General features: G+C 68.7%; 16 protein-coding genes. 9 read left to right on the forward strand and 7 right to left on the reverse strand.

The features are described 5' to 3' along the window. Nucleotides 1-355 precede the first annotated feature (355 nt). Complete coding sequence (locus tag VD964_RS03360; RefSeq protein ID WP_324865562.1) at nucleotides 356-1105, forward strand: FadR/GntR family transcriptional regulator; 750 nt, start codon at nucleotides 356-358, stop codon at nucleotides 1103-1105. Between the two features lie 20 nt (nucleotides 1106-1125). On the opposite strand, the gene VD964_RS03365 is transcribed toward VD964_RS03360, so the two are convergent. Next, nucleotides 1126-3537, reverse strand: coding sequence for a transketolase (locus tag VD964_RS03365; RefSeq protein ID WP_324865565.1), 2412 nt, complete (start codon nucleotides 3535-3537; stop codon nucleotides 1126-1128). 132 nt (nucleotides 3538-3669) lie between these two features. Here VD964_RS03365 and VD964_RS03370 point away from each other — a divergent pair, with 132 nt between their 5' ends. Beyond that, a complete protein-coding gene (locus VD964_RS03370; RefSeq protein WP_324865567.1) occupies nucleotides 3670-4152 on the forward strand; it encodes an Lrp/AsnC family transcriptional regulator in 483 nt (160 codons plus the stop codon). A 30-nt stretch (nucleotides 4153-4182) separates the two neighbouring features. Here VD964_RS03370 and VD964_RS03375 read toward each other — a convergent pair whose 3' ends face one another. Continuing rightward, nucleotides 4183-4947 (reverse strand): SDR family oxidoreductase, encoded by a 765-nt coding sequence (locus VD964_RS03375; protein WP_324865569.1) that lies wholly within the window; start codon nucleotides 4945-4947, stop codon nucleotides 4183-4185. A gap of 614 nt (nucleotides 4948-5561) precedes the next feature. Here VD964_RS03375 and VD964_RS03380 point away from each other — a divergent pair. The 7 genes from VD964_RS03380 (at nucleotide 5562) to VD964_RS03410 (ending at nucleotide 15324) form a co-directional block, all read left to right on the forward strand. Continuing rightward, the gene (locus tag VD964_RS03380) at nucleotides 5562-9680 is read left to right on the forward strand and encodes a Pls/PosA family non-ribosomal peptide synthetase (protein WP_324865571.1); all 4119 of its coding nucleotides are present in this window, start codon (nucleotides 5562-5564) and stop codon (nucleotides 9678-9680) included. Nucleotides 9681-10016: 336 nt separating this feature from the next. Next, entirely contained in the window at nucleotides 10017-11642 is a 1626-nt protein-coding gene (locus VD964_RS03385; RefSeq protein WP_324865573.1) for a fumarate hydratase, read from the forward strand. 127 nt (nucleotides 11643-11769) lie between these two features. Then, nucleotides 11770-12009 (forward strand): type II toxin-antitoxin system CcdA family antitoxin, encoded by a 240-nt coding sequence (locus tag VD964_RS03390; protein ID WP_324865575.1) that lies wholly within the window; start codon nucleotides 11770-11772, stop codon nucleotides 12007-12009. Continuing rightward, complete coding sequence (locus VD964_RS03395; RefSeq protein ID WP_324865577.1) at nucleotides 12009-12326, forward strand: CcdB family protein; 318 nt, start codon at nucleotides 12009-12011, stop codon at nucleotides 12324-12326. The genes VD964_RS03390 and VD964_RS03395 overlap by 1 nt, the downstream gene beginning before the upstream one ends. 7 nt (nucleotides 12327-12333) lie before the next feature. Next, entirely contained in the window at nucleotides 12334-13011 is a 678-nt protein-coding gene (locus VD964_RS03400; protein WP_324865579.1) for an RNA pseudouridine synthase, read from the forward strand. A 40-nt stretch (nucleotides 13012-13051) separates the two neighbouring features. Next, on the forward strand, nucleotides 13052-14506 hold the full coding sequence (locus VD964_RS03405) for an ATP-binding protein (protein WP_324865580.1): 1455 nt from the start codon (nucleotides 13052-13054) through the stop codon (nucleotides 14504-14506). Nucleotides 14507-14625: 119 nt separating this feature from the next. Next, on the forward strand, nucleotides 14626-15324 hold the full coding sequence (locus VD964_RS03410) for a pirin family protein (RefSeq protein ID WP_324865582.1): 699 nt from the start codon (nucleotides 14626-14628) through the stop codon (nucleotides 15322-15324). Between the two features lie 4 nt (nucleotides 15325-15328). Here the strand turns inward: VD964_RS03410 and VD964_RS03415 are convergent, their stop codons facing one another. The 5 genes from VD964_RS03415 to VD964_RS03435 form a co-directional block, all read right to left on the reverse strand. After that, nucleotides 15329-16351 carry a TIGR01620 family protein gene (locus tag VD964_RS03415; RefSeq protein WP_324865584.1) on the reverse strand — a complete coding sequence of 341 codons (1023 nt, stop codon included), beginning with the start codon at nucleotides 16349-16351 and terminating at the stop codon, nucleotides 15329-15331. Continuing rightward, nucleotides 16348-17742: a YcjX family protein gene (locus VD964_RS03420; protein WP_324865587.1), complete on the reverse strand. Its 1395-nt coding sequence runs from the start codon at nucleotides 17740-17742 to the stop codon at nucleotides 16348-16350. Before VD964_RS03420 ends, VD964_RS03415 begins: the two co-directional genes overlap by 4 nt. Nucleotides 17743-17878: 136 nt before the next feature. After that, nucleotides 17879-18778 carry a hydroxymethylglutaryl-CoA lyase gene (locus VD964_RS03425; RefSeq protein WP_324865589.1) on the reverse strand — a complete coding sequence of 300 codons (900 nt, stop codon included), beginning with the start codon at nucleotides 18776-18778 and terminating at the stop codon, nucleotides 17879-17881. Between the two features lie 2 nt (nucleotides 18779-18780). After that, nucleotides 18781-20784 carry an acetyl/propionyl/methylcrotonyl-CoA carboxylase subunit alpha gene (locus VD964_RS03430; RefSeq protein WP_324865633.1) on the reverse strand — a complete coding sequence of 668 codons (2004 nt, stop codon included), beginning with the start codon at nucleotides 20782-20784 and terminating at the stop codon, nucleotides 18781-18783. A gap of 19 nt (nucleotides 20785-20803) precedes the next feature. After that, a complete protein-coding gene (locus VD964_RS03435) occupies nucleotides 20804-21586 on the reverse strand; it encodes an enoyl-CoA hydratase/isomerase family protein (protein WP_324865591.1) in 783 nt (260 codons plus the stop codon). Nucleotides 21587-21588 lie beyond the last annotated feature (2 nt).

Consider the following 21588-nt stretch of genomic DNA (forward strand, 5'->3'; position numbering starts at 1 on the left):
CAACTGCCGCCGCCTGCGCATCCCTTCTCACAACACGGTATAAACTTGTCAAAGAACCCGCCCGATGCAGAAACCGAGAGCCTCACCGAACCTCTGGGGTTCAGGTGACAAGCGCCGGTTTGTCGGGCTTCCCGTTTCGCGATACCGGTCGCTGCCGTTTCGGCGGCGCCGGCGTCGTTCGCGTCGGGAGGCGTCTTATATGCGGGCTGCCCCAAACCGCGCAAGCACTTTTTTCGGCAGGGTGACGTTTTTTTGACCGGACGGCGTCGGCAGTGCCATCCGCGTCCTCCGCGGCAAATGTTGAAACGTCTGACCTTCTGACCATAGAGTTGTTCGAAACCAGCAGCGAGCGGACATGCCGGTCGAGTTCGAGAGCGTCGTCACCGTCAGCGCGGCCAAGCAGATCGCCGACAGCCTGCGTGCCGCCATCATGGATGGACGGCTGAAGGTGGACGAGCGGCTGCCGACGGAAGAGGAACTGGCCCAGCGCTTCAAGGTTTCGCGCCCGACCGTGCGGGAGGCCCTGAAGCGTCTGGCGGCCCAGCACCTGATCCGCTCCCGCCGCGGCCCAACCGGCGGCAATTTCGTCGCCAGCCCGGCACCGGAGGATGCGGCCCGCTCGCTGGCCAATGCCACCACCCTGATGGTCGCGGTCGGAGATATCGGGCTCGACGATATGGCGACGGCGCGGCTGGAGTTGGAGGGAGTCTGCTGCCGACTGGCGACTGCGCGGGACGATGCAGACCTTGCCACTCCGCTGGCGACGATGCGGAATGAGTTGGCACGGCAGGGCGAGGCGGCGCTGACCGATGAGGAATTCTGCGCCTCGGACGTGAGGTTCCACCGCGCCCTGGTGGATGCCGCCGGCAATGCCCTGCTGTCCTACCTGATGCACGGCGTGGTCGAGGCGCTGCAGCCGGTCAGCAACATGATCATCTATCGGGTGCGCGAGCGCGAGGCCATCATCGGATTCCACGCCCGCCTGCTGGAGGCGCTGGAAAGGCGGGATGCCGAGGCCGCGATAGCGGCGCTCGGTACTCTGGTCGACTACACCCGCGACCGCTACCGCGAGGCGCTGGAAAAGCGGGCCGAGCGCGCCGGCTGAAAAACGATCAGCCGACGCATTCAACCGATGGCGCGCAAGTGGCGGACCGGCCGGCCGGGAGACGCCGCTTCCGCCGCCGCGACGATGCCATGGGCGTCGATGCCGTGATGGCGGTAGAGATCGGCGATGGTGCCGGTCTGGCCGAAATGCTCCACCCCCAGAGCCCGCGTGCGGTGACCGGCGACGGAGCCAAGCCAGCCCAGCGTCGTCGGATGGCCGTCCACCACAGTGACCAGGGCACAATGGGGCGGCACCCCCTCCAGCAGCCGCTCGATATGGCCGCGGGCATGGGACAGGCCGCGCTCGCGCGCCCGCTGGGCGGCGCTCCAGCCGGCATTCAGCCGGTCGGCCGAGGTCACCGCCAGCAGGCCGACATCGCGCCGGTCCTCTCCCAACATGCCGACCGCCGCGATTGCCTCGGGAGCGACGGCACCGGTGTAGGCGATCACCACCTGGGCGTTCGGCCCCGGCTTGCGCAGCCAATAGGCGCCGTCGACGATGTCGCGGGCGAGATCCTCGTCCATCGTCCGGGTCGGCTGCTCCAGCGCGCGGGAGGAGAGGCGCAGATAGACCGAGCCGCCGGTCTCGTCGCGCAGCCAGTTGCGCTCGCTCGGCGTCCCCTCCCCGTCCCGCTGCATGTAGTCGAAGGCCCAGCGCATCACCACCGCCAGTTCGTCGGCGAAGGCGGGTTCGAAATAGGCCAAGCCATCCTGCGCCATGCCGACCAGCGGGGTGGCGATGGACTGGTGCGCCCCGCCCTCCGGCGCCAGCGTGACGCCGGATGGGGTCGCCACCAGCATGAAGCGGGCATCCTGGTAGCAGGCGTAGTTCAACTGGTCGGCGCCGCGCATGATGAAGGGATCGTACACCGTGCCGATCGGCAGCAGCCGCTCCCCGAACAGGCTGTGCGACAGACCGAGCGCCGACAGCAGGATGAACAGGTTGGACTCCGCGATCCCCAACTCCAGATGCTGGCCCTTCGGCGAGAAGTCCCAGCTGTAGGTGGAGGGGATGCGTTCCTTCTTGAACAGGTCGGCCATCTCGCTCTTGGCGAACAGCCCGCGCCGGTTCACCCAGGCGCCGAGGTTGGTGGAGACGGTGACGTCCGGCGCGGTGGTGACGATGCGTTCGGCCAGCGCCGAGCGCTCCCGCCCGATCTCGTTCAGGATCAGGCCGAAGGCGGCCTGGGTCGACAGGCTCTTCTGCGTCGGCGCCTGCAGGGCGGCGGGCACGGCGACGGCCGGCGCCTCGTAGCGGCGGCGCCCCTTCTGCGCGAAGGGAACGCGGCGGAGGAAGTCTTCCAGCGCGGTCTCCGGCAGGGAGAGCCCCTCGAAACGGTCCCATTCATGGCCCGGACGGACCTTGTTGGCGATGCGGAAGCCGTCCATCTGCTCGCGCGTCAGCAATCCTGAATGGTTGTCCTTGTGGCCGGCCAGCGGCAGGCCGAATCCCTTGACGGTGTAGGCGATGAAGCAGACCGGCCGGTCATGGGTGCGGGCATTGGCGAAGGCCTCCAGCAGCGACGGCAGGTCGTGGCCGCCGAGATTGCCCATCAGCCGGGCCAGTTCCTCGTCGCTGCGGCGCTCGATCAGGCGGGTGACGTCGCCCTGGTCGCCCAGATCGTCCATCAGGCGGCGGCGCCACGCTGCACCGCCCTGATAGGTCAGGGCCGAATAGAGCTGGTTCGGGCAGCTGTCGATCCAGTGGCGCAGGCGCTCGCCGCCCGGCTCCTTGAACGCCTCCTGCATCAGGGTGCCGTATTTCAGGATCACCACGTCCCAGCCGAAGGCGCGGAAGATGTTCTCCAGCCGCTCCCACAGCCCTTCGCGGATCACCGCATCCAGGCTCTGGCGGTTGTAGTCGACGATCCACCAGGTGTTGCGCAGGCCGTGCTTCCAGCCTTCCTGCAGGGCTTCGAAGATGTTGCCCTCGTCCATCTCGGCATCGCCGACCAGCGAGACCATGCGGCCCTCCGGCAGGCCGGGCGCCCAGCCCTTGGCCTTCAGGTAATCCTGGACCAGCGAGGCGAAGAGGGTCTGCGCCACGCCCAGCCCGACCGAGCCGGTGGAGAAATCGACGTCGTCCACGTCCTTGGTGCGGGACGGGTACGATTGGGCCCCCTTGTAGCCGCGGAAATTCTCCAGCTTCTCCCGCGTCTGGTTGCCCAGCAGATACTGGATGGCGTGGAAGATCGGGCTGGCATGGGGCTTCACCGCCACACGGTCCTCCGGCCGCAGGGCGGAGAAATAGAGCGCCGTCAGGATGGTCGACATCGAGGCGCTGGAAGCCTGATGGCCGCCGATCTTCAGCCCGTCCAGGTTGGGGCGGACATGGTTGGCGTTGTGGATGGTCCAGGAGGCGAGCCAGAGAACCTTGCGCTCCAGCTCGGCCAGGCAGGCGAGATCGGCGGAGGACGGCTGGATCGCGGTCATGGGGATGCTCCCGGCTGGAGGTTATGGTTGGACAAGCCTATCATTTGTGATCGGGCAGATGCTTGCAAAGTGGCGGTCGCCACGGTTCCGCTTTAGCATTGTATGCCAATTCAGCACGGGGAACGGCATTTGATGCCAAAACAATCTCTCGACCGCATAGACCGGAAGATCCTGGCCGCCCTTCAGGAGGATGGCCGCCTGCCCAACACCGAACTTGCGGAGCGGGTCGGCCTGTCGCCCTCCCCCTGCTTGCGCCGGGTCAAGGTGCTGGAGGAGGCGGGGGTGATCGCCCGCTATGTGGCGCTGGTCGACCCGGCGTCGGTCGATTTGCCGGTCAACATCTTCGTCAGCGTCAGCCTGGAACGGCAGGTGGAGGCACGGCTCGACGGGTTCGAGGCGGCGGTGATGGCGCGGCCGGAGGTGCTGGAATGTTATCTGATGACGGGCGACGCCGATTACCTGCTGCGGGTCGTGGTGCCGGACCTTGCCAGTTACGAGCGTTTTCTGAAGGAGCACCTGACCCGCATCCCCGGCGTCGCCAACATCCGCTCCAGCTTCGCGCTGAAACAGGTGCGCTACCGCACCGCCTTGCCGCTGGAGCATTTGGGGGGATAGAGCGCCATCCCACGGCTCGCTTTGTCCGGCCTACCGGGCTGTGACGCCGCCGTCGATGTTGATCGACTGGCCGGTGACGAAGCCGGCGGCGTCGGAACAGAGCCAGAGCACGGCCGCGGCGACCTCTTCCGGACGGCCGACGCGGCCGACGGGATGGAGCGGGCCCAGCGCCGCCTCGACCCGCTCGGCCCCGCCGAAGGAGGCCTGGGTCATCGGCGTCTGGATGATCGCCGGGCAGATGGCGTTGACGCGGATTCCCAGTGCCGCGACTTCGATGGCGGCGGTGCGGGTCAACCCCTCGACGGCCGCCTTGCTCGCCGAATAGGCGGCGTTGCCGGCCATGCCGATCTGGCCCAGCACCGACCCGGTATTGACGATTGCGCCGTGGCCCTGGCGGCGCATGATCGTCAGCTCATGCTTCAGGCAAAGCCAGACGCCCTTCACGTTGACGGTCAGGACGCGGTCGAACACGGCCTCCTCCATCTCCGTCACCGGGCCGACCTCATGAATGCCGGCGTTGTTGAAGGCGGCGTCGAGACGGCCATGGTCGCGCTCGATCCTCTCGAACAGGGATGCCACCTGCGCCGCGTCGGCGACATCGGCCGCCACGAACTGTCCGATCCCGCCGGCACGGTCGATCAGTTCCACCGTTTCCAGCCCCTCCGCCTCGCGCCGGCCGGTGACGACGACGGTCGCACCCGCCCCGCCGAAGGCAAGCGCCGCCGCCCGTCCGATGCCGGAGGTGCCGCCGGTGACCAGCGCGACCCGCCCACTCATGTCCGTCGAAATGCTCATGACCCTCTCCTGTCGTTCGGATGGCCGGCGCGGCCAGTGCGGCACCGGCCCAGTTATGATGACGATCATCATGAATATGATTTCTAATGACGTCCATCATGAAAGAGGATGGCCGAGGCGGAGCGCTGGGAGCAGCAGCCATGCAGAAGCCGAATGATGCGGATGCCGCCGGCCGACCTACATCAGCGCAGGATCGGGCATGACTTTCCGGAAGGCGCGCGGCGGCAGCCCGGCCATCGGCGGGCATGTGGTGGCGCCGACACATGCCCTGGCGCATCGGCAGGCATACATAAGGACACCCTTGACCACCGCCGTGGAACGGATCATGAAAGCGCCGTCCGCTTGTTCATGTATACCCATGTATCCGGTGCCGGCAGGTCTTATTCTTTCTTTTGGTTGGGGCGAATGTTGCTTGCGCAGCGCTTGGAAAGCCCAAGACTTGCCATCTCCCATCGGTACGCGTGCCGTCATGCCGGACGGCAAGCATTCATTAACCATAAAGCGCCACAACATGCGAGCGGCCCATCGCCGCGTTCAGCCGACCGCCGGGACCAGCCGATGAACGGGTCCCTCCGGCGCCACCGCGCTGATTCCCTTTGGAAGGCTGACACAGCGTGACTCTGCTGACTGCGCGGGCCAACGGCCCGACCGACGTTACCCCGGCCGGTCAATCGACGACGTCCCCTTCCTGGGTCGCCCCTCCGGCGGTGCCGACGCTGAGCGGCCCCATCGACCCGTCCCTGTTGCGGGACGAGCTGCTGTCCGACATCCCGCAGGCGACCGCCGCGGCTTATCCGGACCGCACGGCCATCGTCTATGAAGGCCGGCGCGTCAGCTATGCCGAGTTGGAGGCGCGCGCCAACCGGGTTGCCCGCGGCCTGCGGGCGCGCGGGATCGGCCCCGGCTGCTTCGTCGGGCTGTGGATGGCGCGGTCGCTCGACCTGCATGTGGCGCTGCTGGGCATCCTGAAGGCGGGCGCCGCCTATCTGCCCTTCGATGCCGACGCCCCGGCCGAGCGCGTGGCCGTCAGCCTGACCGACTGCGCCGCCCCGGCGATCCTGATCGATCTGGTGACCGGGACCAAGGCGGCGATGCTGGGCGACGCCGGCGCCGACGTCCAGATCCTGCGCATCGGCGACGTGCTGGGCGACGACGACCGTCCGCTCGACCTGCGCGCCGACGGGGTGACGCCGGACAGCCCGGCCTACGCCATCTACACCTCGGGCTCGACCGGCAAGCCAAAGGGCATCGTCATCAGCCACCGCAACATCTGCCATTACCTGCGCGCCGCCAACAGCGTCTACGGCATCACCGCCGACGACGTGGCGTTCCAGGGCGCCTCGGTGGCCTTCGACCTGTCGCTGGAGGAGATTTTCGTCCCTTATCTGGCCGGCGCCACCCTGTGGGTCGCCAGCCGTCAGGTTCTGGACGAGGTCGACCGGCTGGCTGACTTGCTGAACGAGGCCGGCGTCACCGTACTGGACACCGTGCCGACCCTGCTGGCGATGCTGCCGAAGGACGTGCCGTCCCTGCGCGTCGTCATCCTGGGCGGCGAGGCCTGCCCGCCGGCCATCGCCGCGCGCTGGTGCCGTCCGGGCCGGCGCCTGTTCAACAGCTACGGCCCGACCGAGGCGACCGTCGTCGCCACGGTGGCAGAGGTGCTGCCCGAGACCCCCGTCACCATCGGCCGCCCGATCCCCAACTACACCTGCTATGTGGTGGACGAGGCGCTGCAGCCGGTGGCCGCCGGCACCCAGGGCGAGCTGCTGATCGGCGGCCCCGGCGTGGCCCAGGGCTATCTCGGCCGGCCGGAGCTGACGGCAGAGAAGTTCATCGCCAATCCGTACCGCGCCGACGGGCCAGGTGCATTTCAGGACCCGCTGCTCTACCGCTCCGGCGATGCGGTCAGCGTCGATGCCGACGGCAACCTTCGCTTCCATGGCCGCATCGACGATCAGGTGAAGATCCGCGGCTTCCGTCTGGAGCTGGGCGAGATCGAGGCGAAGCTGACCGACCTGCCGGGCGTCGCCCAGGCCACCGTGGTCCTGCGCACCGACAACGGGCTCGACCGTCTGGTCGCCTTCCTGGTCGCGCAGCCCGGCGCCTCCCTCGACAAGATCGCGCTGCGCGACGCGCTGCGCGCCCAGCTGCCGGCCTACATGGTGCCGGCGCATTACGAGCAGGTGGCGGAGCTGCCGCGCCTGACCTCCGGCAAGGCCGACCGCAAGACCCTGCAGGCGATGGCCCTGACCGAGGATGCCGGCGGAGGCGAGCAGGAAGAGCCGCGCACGCCGACCGAGGCCGCGCTGCTGGAGGCCGCCCGCCGCGTCTTCCCCGGACAGTCGATCCCCCTGGAGGCCGACTTCTTCCTCGACCTCGGCGGCCATTCGCTGCTGGCGGCGCGCTTCGTGTCGGCCGTGCGCGAGACCGCCGGGCTGGCCAGCCTGACCCTGCAGGACGTCTATGGCGCCCGCACGCTGCGGGCGATGGCCGAGCGGCAGGACGCCAAGGCGCCGGCCGGGCGCGGGACCAAGCCGGCCGACCTGTCCTTCGAACCGCCGCCGCTGCGCCGCCGCCTGCTGTGCGGTCTGGCCCAGGCCGCGGCGCTGCCGGTCATCCTGGCGCTGATGACGGTGCAGTGGCTGGGCGTGTTCGTCAGCTACATGCTGCTGTCGGGCGAGGATGCCGGGCTGCTGGGCGAGGTCACGACGCTGTTCGGCGTCTATGTCGTCATCAACATCGCCACCGTCGCCATCGCCATCGCGGCGAAATGGCTGATCATCGGCCGGACCAAGCCGGGCCGCTACCCGCTGTGGGGCGTGTATTATTACCGCTGGTGGCTGGCCCAGCGCTTCATCGCGCTGGTCCACCTGAAGTGGTTCCAGGGATCGCCGGTGATGCGGCTGCTCCTGCGCGCGCTCGGCGCCAGGATCGGCGCCGACGCGATGATCGGCGAGTTCGAATCCGGAGCCATCGATCTGGTCGGCATCGGCCGCGGCGCCTGCACCGGCGGCAAGGTCAAGCTGGCGAATGCCGAGGTGATCGGCAACGAGCTGGTGATCGGCACCATCGAGATCGGCGACGACGCCTATATCGGCACCTCCTGCGTGATCGGTCATGACGCCGTCGTCGCCCCCGGCACCGAACTGGCCGACCTGACCGCGCTCGCCGCCGGCACCCGCACCGGCGCCTACGAATCCTGGGACGGCTCGCCCGCCCGCAAGGTGGGCATGGTCGACCGCGCCGCCCTGCCGCAGGAGCCGCGCGCCGGCGCCGTCAAGCGGGCGATCCAGGCGCTGGTCTATCTGGTGGCGCTGGTCGGCCTGCCGCCGGTGGCGCTGATCCCGATCTTCCCGGCCTTCTACCTGTTCGACCGGCTCGACGCCTGGATGGGCGGGCTGTTCAAGGTGAACTATCTGATCTATGTCCCCGCCATCGCTTGGCCGACCGCCATGTTCCTGGTGGCGATCACCGTCCTGCTGATCGCCGCCGCACGCTGGATCGTCCTGCCGAAGGTGGAGGCGGGATCCTATTCGGTCCACAGCTGGTTCTACGTCCGCAAATGGATCGTGGCGCTGGCGACCGAGGTGATGCTGGAGACCCTCAGCTCGCTCTACGCCACCGTCTACATGCGGGCCTGGTACCGCCTGATGGGGGCGAAGATCGGCCGCGACGCCGAGATCTCGACCAACCTGGCGGGCCGCTACGATCTGGTGGAGATCGGCGAGAAGTGCTTCATCGCCGACGAGGTGGTGCTGGGCGACGAGGACATCCGCCGCGGCTGGATGCATCTGCAGCCGGTGAAGACCGAGGCCCGCGTGTTCGTCGGCAACGACGCCGTGGTGCCGCCGGGCGCCTCCATCCCGACCGGCACGCTGATCGGCATCAAGTCCAAGCCGCCGGCCAATGCCGAGATGCAGGCCGGCGACACCTGGTTCGGCAGCCCGCCGATCAAGCTGCCGGTGCGCCAGAAGTTCGACAACGTGTCGGCCAACTGGACGTTCGAGCCGTCGCGCGCCCGCCGTCTCGGCCGCGCCGTGTTCGAGGCCTTCAGCCTGTCGATGCCGACGATGCTGTTCATCACCTTCGGCACCTTCGCGGTGGAGTTCTTCGCCCCCGCCATCCTCGACGGGCGCTGGGGGACCTTCCTTTGGCAGTTCCTGGCGGTCAGCGTCGCCATCCCGTCGGCGATGGTGCTGGTGGTGGCGCTGGTGAAATGGCTGCTGATGGGCCGCTACGCCCCCACCATGAAGCCGATGTGGTCCTGGTGGGCCATGCGGACGGAGGCGGTGGCCGTGCTCTACTGGGGTCTGGCCGGCAAGGTGCTGCTCGACCATCTGCGCGGCACGCCGATGCTGCCCTGGGTGCTGCGCCTGTTCGGCACGAAGTTCGGCAAGGGCGTCTACATGGACACCACCGACATCACGGAGTTCGACTGCGTATCCGTCGGTGACCATTGCGCCATCAACGCCCTGTCGGCCCTGCAGACCCACCTGTATGAGGACCGTGTGATGAAGGTCGGCCGGGTGAGCGTCGGGAACGGGGTTACCATCGGGGCCGGCGCCACCGTGCTGTACGACACCCATATCGGCGATTTCGCCCGGCTGGGTCCGCTGACCCTGGTGATGAAGGGCGAGGAAATCCCCGCCCATGGCGACTGGGTCGGCGCCCCGGCCGAACCGGCCGTCCACGCCCATGAAGCGGTCGAGGGGCATGTGAAGGCGGCGGCGTAGTCAGGCGTTTGATGCCCCCTCCCTAGCCCTCCCCCGCCTTCGGCGGTGGAGGGGACTGCCGCCACTTCGCACAAGGCACCCTCTCCCGCGGAACGCGGGGGAGGGATGGGGAGGGGGCAAAAAGCGCCACCGGTACGACCACTTCCCCACCATTTCCCCCACGACAAACCGCCGCGCCGCCTTCCGTCCCGCCGATGGTTGTCTCCGCCCCGCAGCGGTGTATAAGGGGGGCCGAGCGCGGCCTGCCCCCTTCGCGCGCCCGGCGGGTCGCGTACCGCGGAGGCGAATGGCGGCCGTTGGATCGTCACGCCAGGTTCGTCACGAAGGAACGCCCCAATGCCCGACGACATCGCCTCAGCCCGCGGCCTGTTTCCGCTCGCCAAGGACGACACGACCTACCGCAAGCTGACCTCGGACCATGTCTCGGTCGTCGACTTCGACGGCGAGCAGATCCTGAAGGTCGAGCCGGAAGGTCTGCGCCTGCTGGCCGAGGCTGCCTTCTCCGACATCAACCATCTGCTGCGTCCGGGCCATCTGGCCCAGCTCGCCAAGATCCTTGACGATCCGGAGGCGTCGGCCAACGACCGCTTCGTGGCGCTCGACCTGCTGAAGAACGCCAACATCGCCGCCGCCGGCACCCTGCCGATGTGCCAGGACACCGGCACCGCCATCATCATGGGCAAGAAGGGCCGCCGCGTCTGGACCAAGGGCGGCGACGAGACCGCTTTGTCGGAAGGTGCCCGCGACGCCTACCTGAAGCGCAACCTGCGCTACAGCCAGCTGGCGCCGATCTCCATGTATGAGGAGAAGAACACCCGCAACAACCTGCCGGCGCAGATCGACATCTATTCCGAGGGCGAGGACTATTACAAGTTCCTGTTCATGGCCAAGGGCGGCGGGTCGGCCAACAAGACCTTCCTGCACCAGGCCACGCCGTCGGTTCTGGCGCCCGACCGGCTGCTGAAGTTCCTGGAAGACAAGATCCGCTATCTCGGCACCTCGGCCTGCCCGCCCTACCACCTCGCCATCGTCATCGGCGGCCTGTCGGCGGAGCAGAACCTGAAGACGGTGAAGCTGGCCTCGGCCCGCTATCTCGACAACCTGCCGACCGAGGGCGGCGAGGACGCGCACGCCTTCCGCGATCTGGCGATGGAGGCCGAGGTCCACAAGCTGACCCAGAACATGGGCATCGGCGCCCAGTTCGGCGGCAAGTACTTCTGCCACGACGTCCGCGTCATCCGCCTGCCGCGCCACGGCGCCTCCATGCCGATCGGCATCGGCGTGTCCTGCTCGGCCGACCGCCAGGCGGTGGGCAAGATCACCAAGGACGGCATCTTCCTGGAGCGGCTGGAGACCGATCCGGCCCAGTATCTGCCGGAGATCGGTGACGAGCATCTGTCGGGCGAGGTCGTGAAGATCGACCTGAACCAGCCGATGGAGCAGATCCGCGCCACGCTGAGCCAGTATCCGATCCGCACCCGCCTGTCGCTGACCGGCCCGCTGATCGTCGCCCGCGATCTGGCCCATGCCAAGCTGCGCGCCCGCCTCGACGCCGGCGAGCCGCTGCCGGATTACTTCAAGAACCACCCGATCTATTATGCCGGCCCGGCCAAGACGCCGGAAGGCTACGCCTCGGGCTCCTTCGGACCGACGACGGCGGGCCGCATGGACAGCTTCGTCGACCAGTTCCAGGCGGCGGGCGGCTCCATGGTCATGCTGGCCAAGGGCAACCGCAGCCCGGAGGTGACCGCGGCCTGCAAGCAGCATGGCGGCTTCTATCTCGGCTCGATCGGCGGCGCCGCCGCCCGTCTGGCCCAGGACTGCATCAAGAAGGTGGAATGCGTCGAGTATCCCGAACTCGGCATGGAAGCCATCTGGCGCATCGAGGTGGAGGACTTCCCGGCCTTCATCATCGTCGACGACAAGGGCAACGACTTCTTCAAGGAGTTGAAGCTCGCCTGATCCGGGCCTGACCGGATGTGAAGGGGGCGCGGCGCCTTGCGGTGGCCGCGCCCTTTTCCTGCCTGCTTGCCGGACGGCACCGGGGGCGCCTATCTTCAGTGCATCGGGATCGGGGGAGGGCTTTCCAATGGACGGTGTCTATGACCGGCGCGCGCCGAAGCGGGACGTCACCTTGTCGCTGGACGAGGACATCCTGCAGCGCGCGCAGTCCCTTCCCGGCGACCTGTCGGAACGGGTCGAAAAGCTGCTGGCCGACGAGGTGGCGAAGGCGGACCGTGAACGTCGCCTGGATGCGACGATTGCGGCACTGAACGACTTCGACGCCCAATATGGCTCTTTCGCCGATGAACATCTCGATCACCTGTGATGGCTCAATTCGATGTGCATCGGAACCGAACCGCCGCGCGCTCGGGCATTCCGTATCTGGTGATCGTGCAATCACAACGTTTTGACGCATCGGCCCGCAGGGTGATCGCACCGCTGCTGCTGGCCGACAAGCTCCAGAGCACGGAACCGTCCTTGACCCCGAAGTTCGTGATTGAAGGCCAAGATGTCGTTCTGAATCCACTTCAGCTCGCCTCCGTTCCGACGGACCAGATCGGCGAGAAAGTCTGCTCCCTCGTCGGCGACAGCGACCGCATCATCGCCGCCATCGACCTCCTGATTTCCCGCGCCTGGGGATGAGTTGCCCGTGACACCCGCCCAAATCCAAGACCGCATCCTGTACCGCGACGGGCTGATGCTGATCCTCGACAAGCCTGCCGGGCTGCCGGTCCATGCCGGCCCCGCCGGCGGCCCGAACCTGGAGCGGCATTTCGACGCGCTGCGCTTCGGCTTCCCCAAGCCGCCGTCCCTCGCCCACCGGCTGGACCGCGACACCTCCGGTTGCCTGATCCTCGGACGCCATGCCAAGGCGCTGCGCAAGATCGGCATCCTGTTCCAGAACGGCAAGGTCGACAAAACCTATTGGGCTGTGGTCGCCGGGACGCCGCCGCAGGAGTCCGGACGGATCGAGCTGCCGCTCGCCAAAGTTTCCAACAAGACCGGCGGCTGGCGCATCGTCGGCTCGCCCGACGGGCAAACGGCGGTGACCGGCTATGTCGTGCGCGGGCAGGCGGACGGGCTCACCTGGCTGGAGCTGACGCCGCACACCGGCCGCACCCACCAGATCCGCGTCCATTGCGCCTCCATCGGCTGTCCGCTGGTCGGCGACCCGCAATATGGCGGGCCGGAGGGCAAGCCGCTGCATCTGCACTCCCGCGCCATCTCGCTGCCGCTCTATCCGAAGCGCGACCCGGTCGGCGCGGTGGCGCCGGTCCCGCCGCACATGCGGGCGGCGCTGGAGGCTTGCGGCTTCACCGAGGCTTGATAGCGTCGGCGCCACCGCCGAGGGGACACATGGGCGAGATATGGGCATGATACCGACCGGCACCACCACGGCGCGCTGGATGACCGTGCGCTATGCCCTGGCGCTGACGCTGATCGCGCTCGGCACGCTGGCCGGCTTCGTCATGACCGAAGGGGTGATCGGCCAGCATGAACGCATGCTGGAGGTCGTCAACGTCTCCGGCCGCCAGCGCATGCTGTCGCAGCGCACCGCCCTCCTGGTCGAGCAGCTGAAGACCGCCACCGATCCGGCGGTGCGCAGCGACCTCGGCCGGCAGCTGGCCGAGACCACCGACATGTTCGAGGCTGCCCATCGCCGGCTGAGCGGCCGGGCCGGACCGGAGGAAGGCCCGCCCCTGGGGCCGCCGCCCAACGACCTGTTCCATGGCGGCGCCGACCCGCTGGACCCGGTGGTGACCGGGCACATCGCCGCCCTGCGCCGGGTGATCGCCGCCGCATCCGCCGGCCAGCCCCCTGACCGGGCCGAAGCGGACCGCATCACCTCCCAGGCCCTCGGCCCGCTTCTGGATCGGCTGGAGGAGATGGTCGCCCTCTACCAGGAGGAGGGCGAGGCCGGATTCCACACCCTGCACCAGTTGGGGCTGGCCGCCCTGCTGATCACCCTGCTGATCCTGGCGGTGGAAGCGCTGGCGATCTTCCGGCCGATGACCCGGCAGGTGCGCCGCCAGTTCACCGAAATCCTGCGCATGGCCGAGACGATTGAGCGCGCCAACGCCACGCTGGAACAGCAGGTTCGCGAGCGCACGGCCGAACTGCACGCCGCCAAGTCCACGGCGGAGCAGGCCCACCGCGCCAAGTCCCGCTTCCTCGCCCATGCCAGCCACGACCTGCAGCAGCCGCTCCAGGCCATCGGCATGTTCACCGGCATGCTGGAACGCCAGCCGCAGAGCGCCAAGGCGGCGGCCCTGCTGACCGACCTGAAGGCGGCGCAGCGGTCGATGCGCGACCTGCTGAACGCGATCCTCGACATCTCCAAGCTGGAATCCGGCGCGGTGACGCCGAGGCTGGCCGACCTGCCGCTCTCTCCGCTGCTCGACCAGCTGGAGGCGGAGTTCGCCGGGTTGGCGGAGGACAAGGGCCTGCGGCTGCGCGCCGTCCCGACCAACGCCGTGGTGCGCAGCGACCCGGCGCTGCTGGAGCGCATCGTCCGCAACCTGATCAGCAATGCCATCCGCTACACCGAGACCGGCGGCGTGCTGGTCGGCTGCCGCACCCGCGGGGACCGGCTGTGGATCGAGGTCTACGACACCGGACGCGGCATCGCGGAACCCGACCGCCGGCGCATCTTCGAGGAGTTCGTCCAGCTCGACCGCCCCGACCGCGATCGCAGCGAAGGCATCGGCCTGGGGCTCGCCATCGTCGAACGGCTGGCGCGGCTGCTGGAGCATCCGGTGACGGTGCGCTCGGTGGAAGGGCGCGGCACGGTCTTCGCGGTGGGGGTGCCGCTGGCCGGCTGATATTGTAGCTCCATTAGCAACGATCTGATGCGAACTCCCCAGATTGTTCCTTTTGCCGTCCGGTGCCAAATTCCCCTCCAGACAAGGGCACACACCCCAAGGATACGGAGGGTTCCATCATGATCACCATTCGCCATCGCGACGAGCGTGGGGTTGCCAACATGGGTTGGCTGAACAGCAACCACAGCTTCTCGTTCGGCCATTACTTCGATCCCGGCCATATGGGCTTCCGCGCCCTGCGGGTCATCAATGAGGATCGCGTGATCCCCGGCGCCGGCTTCCCCACCCATGGGCATGCCAACATGGAGATTGTCTCCTACGTGCTGAACGGCGCGCTGGAGCACAAGGACTCCATCGGCACCGGGTCGGTGATCCGTCCGGGCGAGGTCCAGGTGATGAGCGCCGGCCGCGGCATCCGCCACAGCGAGTACAACGCGTCCGACACCGAGCCGGTGCATTTCCTGCAAATCTGGATCCTGCCGGAAGCCAACAACCTGGCGCCCGGCTACCAGCAGGCGGATTTCCCGGCCGAGCAGAAGCAGGGCACGCTGAAGCTGGTCGGCTCCCGTGACGGGCGCGACGGCAGCGTCACCATCCACCAGGATGTCGACCTGTACGCCGCGCTGCTGGACGGCGAGGAAAGCGCCACCCTGCCCCTGCGCCCCGGCCGCCATGCCTGGGTTCAGGTCGCCCGCGGCCGGGTCCATCTGAACGGCACCCTGCTGAAGGCCGGCGACGGCGCCGCGCTGACGGAGGAGGAGGCGGTGACGCTCGACCGCGCCGACGATGCCGAGGTGCTGGTCTTCGACCTCGCCTGACGCGTCACAGCACCTGCTTGGGCACCGACAGCAGTTCCTTCCTGATGCGGTTCAGGCTGGGGCGGTTGTCGGTGCCGAAGGCGATGGGGCGGCACAGATGCATGGCGGTCAGCCCGACCCGCGCGGTCAGCAGGCCGTTGATCACCCCCTGCCCCATCCGGGTGGAGATCGCGGCGGCAAGCGAGCCGCCCAGCGCCTCCACCGCCACATGATGGGCGCTTTCGGTCACCCCGGCGACGGCGATGTTGGCGAGCATCCGGCGCAGCAGCCGCAGCGAGCCGACATAGCCGGGCCGGGCACCGTAGAGCGAAGCGATCTCCCGCACCAGCTTCAGGTTACGCCACAGCACCACCGCGAAATCCAGCAGCGCCGCCGGGCTCAGCGCGGTGGCGACGGCGGTGTCGCGCGATGCCAGCAACACCCGCTGGTAGGCGGCACGGTCGAGCGGGGCCAGCACCTCGCGGTCCAGCAGCCGCACCACCTCATGCTCGTCATGGGCGTCGGTCACATGGTCGCGCACGCGGGCCAGCGCCGGGGCCAGTTCCCGCCGGTCGGCATAGAGCGCCACCAGCGACCCGGCGAAACGGTCGGCCCGCCCGCCCGGCGCCTCCACCTCCAAACGCCCAGCTTCGGCCCGCAATTCCTCGATCCGCCGCAGGCGGCGCAGCGACAGCAGCTCGTTCACCAGCATCGCCACCGCGGCGATGCCCGCGGTCGCCGCCAGCAGCGCCACCAGCACGCCCAGCGCTACGCTGGTGGCGAAGGCGCGGTTCAGCAGGTCGGCGGTGTCGAACCCCAACGCCACCACCACCAGCGCCGCCAGCGCCCCGAACAGCCAGCGCCCCAGGCGGCGCGTCGTCCGCACCGGTGCGGCTGGGGCCGGCAGCAGCTCCGCCGGGTCGCCCGATCCGGTCAGCAGCGCCGTCTCCTCCTCCGCCGGGACCGCAGCGGCGCGGTCAAGCTCCAGCTCCATCGGCGGAACCCAGCCGCTTGAGGGTTTGCGGGTGTCGGTGTCGCGCTCCGTCACAGCAGGTAATCCCCCAGCAGGAATTGCAGGGCCTGATCGACGCGGATGTGCGGCAGGCCGCGAGGATCGCGGCCGAGGTCGTCGGGCGGACGGAAGGCCAGGAAATTGTAGGGGCGGTCGCGGCCGGGCGGAAAGGCCTCCGCATCTTCCGGGATCTCGCCGGGGAACAGAACGGTCGGGCGGTCGCGCCCCACGGGCACCCCGCGCACGCAGCGCAGCTGCCGCCCCTCATGCTCCGTCACCACGCTGTCGGTGCATTTCAGCGCGGCGATCGCCATCGTCTCGACCTGGGCGCCTTCGAAGCGGATGGCGTTGCGGGCATCGCCGACCAGCCGGTCGAGCAGCGCGCGCAGCTGGGCATGCTGGTGGGCGGCGATGTGGTCGGCCTTGGTCGCGGCGAACAGCACCCGGTCGATCTTGGTGCCCAGCAGCCAGTCGAGCCAGCCCGACGAGCCGTGGCGGAAAGGCTCCAGGCTCAGCTCCAGCGCCCGCTTCATGTCGGCCATCCCGGCCGGGCCGGCGTTCAGCGCGCCCAGCACGTCGATCAGCACGATCTGGCGGTCGAGCTTGGCGAAATGCTCGGAGAAGAAGCGGCGGACGACGTTGGTCTTGTAGGCCTCGTACCGTTCCTCCATTAGCGCCCACAGGCTGCCGCGCCCCCGCGACCCGGCGAACTGCGGCGGGGGCAGCGGGCAGAAGGTCAGCAGCGGCGCGTCCTTCATGTCGCCCGGTTCGACGAAGCGGCCGGGCTGGATCAGGCTCAGCAGCGTGTCCGCCCGCCGGCAGGCATGGAGATAGTCGGTGTAGAGCGCCGCCCCGCGCCGGGCCGTCTCCTCCTCCGCCGATGCCATCGGATCGATGGTGGCGAGCCAGCCGCGCCAGGAGGCGGACAGCTCGTCGCGCGGCGGCCGGGCGGCAAGCTCAAGGGTGAGCGCGCTCCATTCCGCGAAGCTCTGGCGCAGAAGCGGCAGGTCGAGCAGCCATTCGCCGGGATAATCGACGAGGTCGAGGTTCAGCGTCGCCACCGGCTGCACCGCCCGCTTCAGCGCCGAATCCGGGCGGTAGCGCAATGAGACGCGCATCTGGCCGATGCCGCGCGTCGGCTCCGGCCAATGGGGATCGGGACCGGTCAACACCGCCAGATGGCCTTCGAAGTCGAAACGCGGCACGTCCGGATCGGGCTGCGGCCGCAGCCGCGCCGCCTGGAAACGCCCGGACGACATGACGTCGAGGAAGGGAAGCCGCCCGGCCTTCAGCAGATTGTCGACGAGCGCGGTGACGAAGACGGTCTTGCCCGCCCGCCGCAGCCCGGTGACGCCGACGCGCACCGTCGATTCCAGAAGAAGCCGGCTGCCGGCATCGTACAGGCTGTTCAGGTCGGGAATACGCACGGGCGGTCGTTCACGTCTGGCCGAGGACCGGACCTATATGGGGTGGACCGCCCAAGATGCGAAGGGGCCATCCCCCCGGATACGAAAGGGCCGCACCCCCTGCCGGAAGCGCGGCCCTTCGTTGCCGAAGGATCCCTCACGCACAACCACGAGCGCGGGCCACCTTCGATGCGGTGGGACGGCCGATGGCGTCGCTGATGAACGCCCCGGCCGCGATCAGCTTGTCCAGGTCCACCCCGGTCTCGATGCCGAGGCCGTTCAGCATGTACAGCACATCCTCGCTCGCCACGTTGCCGCTCGCCCCCTTGGCATAGGGGCAGCCGCCCAAACCGGCGACGGAGCTGTCGACCACCGCCACCCCCATCTGCAACGCCGCCAGGATGTTGGCCAGCGCCTGCCCATAGGTGTCGTGGAAATGGACAGCGATCTTGTCGACCGGCACCCGCTCCGCCACCGCGGCGATCATCAGTTGCGCCTTGGTCGGCGTGCCGGTGCCGATGGTGTCGCCCAGCGAGATCTCGTAGCAGCCCATGGCGAACAGCCGCTCCGCCACGTCCGCCACCGCCTTCGGCGCGATCTCCCCCTCATAGGGGCAGCCGAGCACGCAGCTGACATAGCCCCGCACCGGCACTCCCGCCGCCTTGGCCTGTTCCATCACCGGCGCGAAGCGGTCCAGGCTCTCTGCGATGGAGCAGTTGATGTTCTTCTGGCTGAAGCTTTCCGAGGCGGCGCCGAACACCGCCACCTCGTCGGCCTTGGCCGCCAGCGCACCCTCCAGCCCCTTCAGATTCGGGGTGAGGGCGGCATAGCGCACGCCGGGTTTGCGGGCGATGCCCGCCAGCACATCGGCGCTGTCGCCCATCTGCGGCACCCATTTGGGCGAGACGAAGCTGGCCGCCTCGACCACGCTCAACCCGGCGTCGGACAGGCGGTTCACCAGTTCCACCTTCACCGCCGTCGGCACCATCGACTTTTCGTTCTGGAGGCCGTCGCGCGGGCCGACCTCCACCATGCGGACGAATTTCGGCAACTGCATCGTCAGGCCTCCGCGATGTCGAGAACCAGCAGGTCGACGCCTTCCGACACCTGATCGCCCGCCGCGAAATTCACGGCGCTGACGGTACCGGCCGCCGGGGCCTTGATGGTGTGCTCCATCTTCATGGCTTCCAGCAGCATCAGCGGTGTGCCGGCCTCGACGCTCTGGCCCGGCTCGACCAGCACGCGGACCACAGTGCCGGGCATCGGCGCGGTCAGACGGCCGGAGCCGCCCTCCTGCTCCGCCGCGCGGGCGCTGGGGTCGTCCAGCGTCAGGCGGGACACCGCGCCGTCGATCAGCACGGTGATGTCCAGCCCCTGCTGCACCACGGTGGCGCGGGTGCGCATGCCGTCCAGCGTCGCGGTCAGCAGGCCGTCCGACAGGCTGACGCCGGTGACCGGCATCGGCTTGCCGCCATCCACCGCGACCTCATAGCCATCTGCGCGGAAATGCAGCGTCACCTCGCGCGCCGCCTCTCCGTCCATCAGGCGCAGGTCGTAATGGTTCTCCTCGTTCAGTCGCCAGCCATTGGCGAGCAGCCAGGGCGAGTAACGGTCGGAACGGGCACGCAGAGCGGCCTGGGCCTCCTCCCGGCGCTTCAGCAGCACCGACAGGGACGCGGCGGCCAGCGCCCGGTCGGCCACCGGGGCCGGCGGCGGCAGCAGGTCGGCGCGGTGGCGCTCGATGAAGCCGGTGTCGATCTCCACCGCCTTGAAGGCCGGATGGCCGGCGATGGCGCCGAGGAAGGCGACGTTGGTGGTGACGCCGACCACCTCATATTCGGCGAGCGCCACGCGCAGGCGGCGCAGCGCGCTGTCGCGGTCCTCGTCCCAGACGATCAGCTTGGCGATCATCGGGTCGTAATACATCGTCACCGAATCGCCCTCGCGGACTCCGGTGTCGACGCGGACGTGATCGTTCTCAGCCGGCGGGCGCAGCCGCACCAGCTTGCCGATGGCCGGCAGGAAGTCGCGCTGCGGGTCTTCTGCGTACAGCCGCGCCTCGAAGGCATGCCCCCTACGGGTCAGCTGCTCCTGGCGCAGCGGCAGCTCCGCCCCGGCGGCCACACGCAGCTGCCATTCGACGAGGTCCAGCCCGGTGATCTTCTCCGTCACCGGATGCTCCACCTGCAACCGGGTGTTCATCTCGATGAAGTAGAAGCCGCCATCCTCATAGAGGAACTCGACAGTGCCTGCGCCGACATAGTTCACCGCCTTGGCGGCGGCCACCGCGGCCTCGCCCATGCGGCGGCGGAGATCGTCGGGCAAGTTGGGGGCCGGCGCCTCCTCGATCACCTTTTGGTGGCGGCGCTGCACCGAGCAGTCGCGCTCGAACAGATAGACGCCGTTGCCGTGGGTGTCGCAGAAGACCTGGATTTCGACATGGCGCGGCCGGCCGAGATATTTCTCCAGCAGCAGGCTGTCGTCGCCGAACGCCGCCTTGGCCTCGCGCTGGGCACCGGCAACCGCGTCGGCCAGCTCGTTGGCGGCACGCACCACGCGCATGCCCTTGCCGCCGCCGCCGGCCGACGCCTTGACCAGCACCGGATAGCCGATGCGCTCGGCCTCCGCCGACAGGGTGACGAAGTCCTGATCGGTGCCGTGATAGCCCGGAACCAGCGGCACCTCGGCATTCGCCATCAGCCGCTTGGATTCCGCCTTGGAGCCCATGACACGGATGGCGTCGATCGGCGGGCCGATGAAGACGACACCGGCCTCCGCGCAGGCGGCGGCGAAGCCGGCATTTTCCGACAGGAAACCATAGCCGGGATGGATGGCCTGGGCGCCGGTGCACTTCGCCACGTCGAGGATGACGTCGCCGCGCAGATAGCTTTCGCCGACCGGAGCCGGGCCGATGCAGACGGCCTCGTCGGCCATCTGGACATGCATCGCCTTGGCGTCGGCTTCCGAATGGACGGCGACGGTCTTGATGCCCATCCGGCGGGCGGTGCGGATGACCCGGCAGGCGATTTCGCCGCGGTTGGCGATCAGGATCTTGTCGAACATTGCCATTTGGGACATTGGATCAGCTCCGCCAGGACGGGGTGCGTTTGTCGAGGAAGGCGCCGACGCCCTCCTTGCCTTCGGCGCTGGCGCGCTGGCGGGCGATGCGCTCCGCCGTGTCGCGCATGACCTCTTCGGTCAGCGGCCGGCGGGCGACGGCGCGGATCAGCTCCTTGGCGGCGGTGACCGCCGTGGGGGCGCTGTCCATCAGGTTCTTGACCGTCTTCGCCACCGTCTCCTCCAGCCCGTCGGCGCTGGTCAGCTCATGCAGCAGGCCGATGCGGTGGGCCTCCGCCGCGCTGAACCGCTCGCCGGTCAGGAAATACCGGCGGCAGGCGCGCTCGCCGATGGCGGCGATGACATAGGGACTGATGGCGGCGGGGATGATGCCCAGCCGCACCTCCGACAGGGCGAAGGTGGCCGTCTCCACGCCGATGGCGATGTCGCAGGCCGAAACCAGCCCGACGCCGCCGCCGAAGGCCGGCCCCTGGACCACGGCGACCGTGGGCTTCGGACATTCGTCCAGCGTGCGCAGCATGGTGGCGAGGCCCATGGCGTCGGCCAGATTCTCCTCGCGGGAGTAGCCGGCCATCTTCTTCATCCAGGATAAATCAGCCCCGGCCGAGAAGCTCTTGCCCACCCCGCGCAGCAGGACGACGCGCACCGCCGGATCCTCGCCCACCCGGCGGAAGGCGGCGGTCAGGTCGGCGATGACCTGCTCGTTGAAGGCGTTGTGGACGTTGCCGCGGTTCATGGTGACGGTGGCGACGCCGGTGTCGGCAACCTCGATCAGGATATCGCTCATGG

The organism is Azospirillum sp. (assembly GCF_035628975.1).
Classification (GTDB): domain Bacteria; phylum Pseudomonadota; class Alphaproteobacteria; order Azospirillales; family Azospirillaceae; genus Azospirillum.

What these genes read in the sequence shown, in the direction of transcription:
- VD964_RS03425 (WP_324865589.1), bottom strand. Translation starts at nt 18,778, where the DNA reads ATGCAGTTGCCGAAATTCGTCCGCATGGTGGAGGTCGGCCCGCGCGAC.
- VD964_RS03405 (WP_324865580.1), top strand. Translation starts at nt 13,052, where the DNA reads ATGGGCATGATACCGACCGGCACCACCACGGCGCGCTGGATGACCGTG.
- VD964_RS03375 (WP_324865569.1), bottom strand. Translation starts at nt 4,947, where the DNA reads ATGAGCATTTCGACGGACATGAGTGGGCGGGTCGCGCTGGTCACCGGC.
- VD964_RS03410 (WP_324865582.1), top strand. Translation starts at nt 14,626, where the DNA reads ATGATCACCATTCGCCATCGCGACGAGCGTGGGGTTGCCAACATGGGT.
- VD964_RS03385 (WP_324865573.1), top strand. Translation starts at nt 10,017, where the DNA reads ATGCCCGACGACATCGCCTCAGCCCGCGGCCTGTTTCCGCTCGCCAAG.
- VD964_RS03370 (WP_324865567.1), top strand. Translation starts at nt 3,670, where the DNA reads ATGCCAAAACAATCTCTCGACCGCATAGACCGGAAGATCCTGGCCGCC.
- VD964_RS03390 (WP_324865575.1), top strand. Translation starts at nt 11,770, where the DNA reads ATGGACGGTGTCTATGACCGGCGCGCGCCGAAGCGGGACGTCACCTTG.
- VD964_RS03360 (WP_324865562.1), top strand. Translation starts at nt 356, where the DNA reads ATGCCGGTCGAGTTCGAGAGCGTCGTCACCGTCAGCGCGGCCAAGCAG.
- VD964_RS03435 (WP_324865591.1), bottom strand. Translation starts at nt 21,586, where the DNA reads ATGAGCGATATCCTGATCGAGGTTGCCGACACCGGCGTCGCCACCGTC.
- VD964_RS03430 (WP_324865633.1), bottom strand. Translation starts at nt 20,784, where the DNA reads ATGTTCGACAAGATCCTGATCGCCAACCGCGGCGAAATCGCCTGCCGG.
- VD964_RS03395 (WP_324865577.1), top strand. Translation starts at nt 12,009, where the DNA reads ATGGCTCAATTCGATGTGCATCGGAACCGAACCGCCGCGCGCTCGGGC.
- VD964_RS03365 (WP_324865565.1), bottom strand. Translation starts at nt 3,537, where the DNA reads ATGACCGCGATCCAGCCGTCCTCCGCCGATCTCGCCTGCCTGGCCGAG.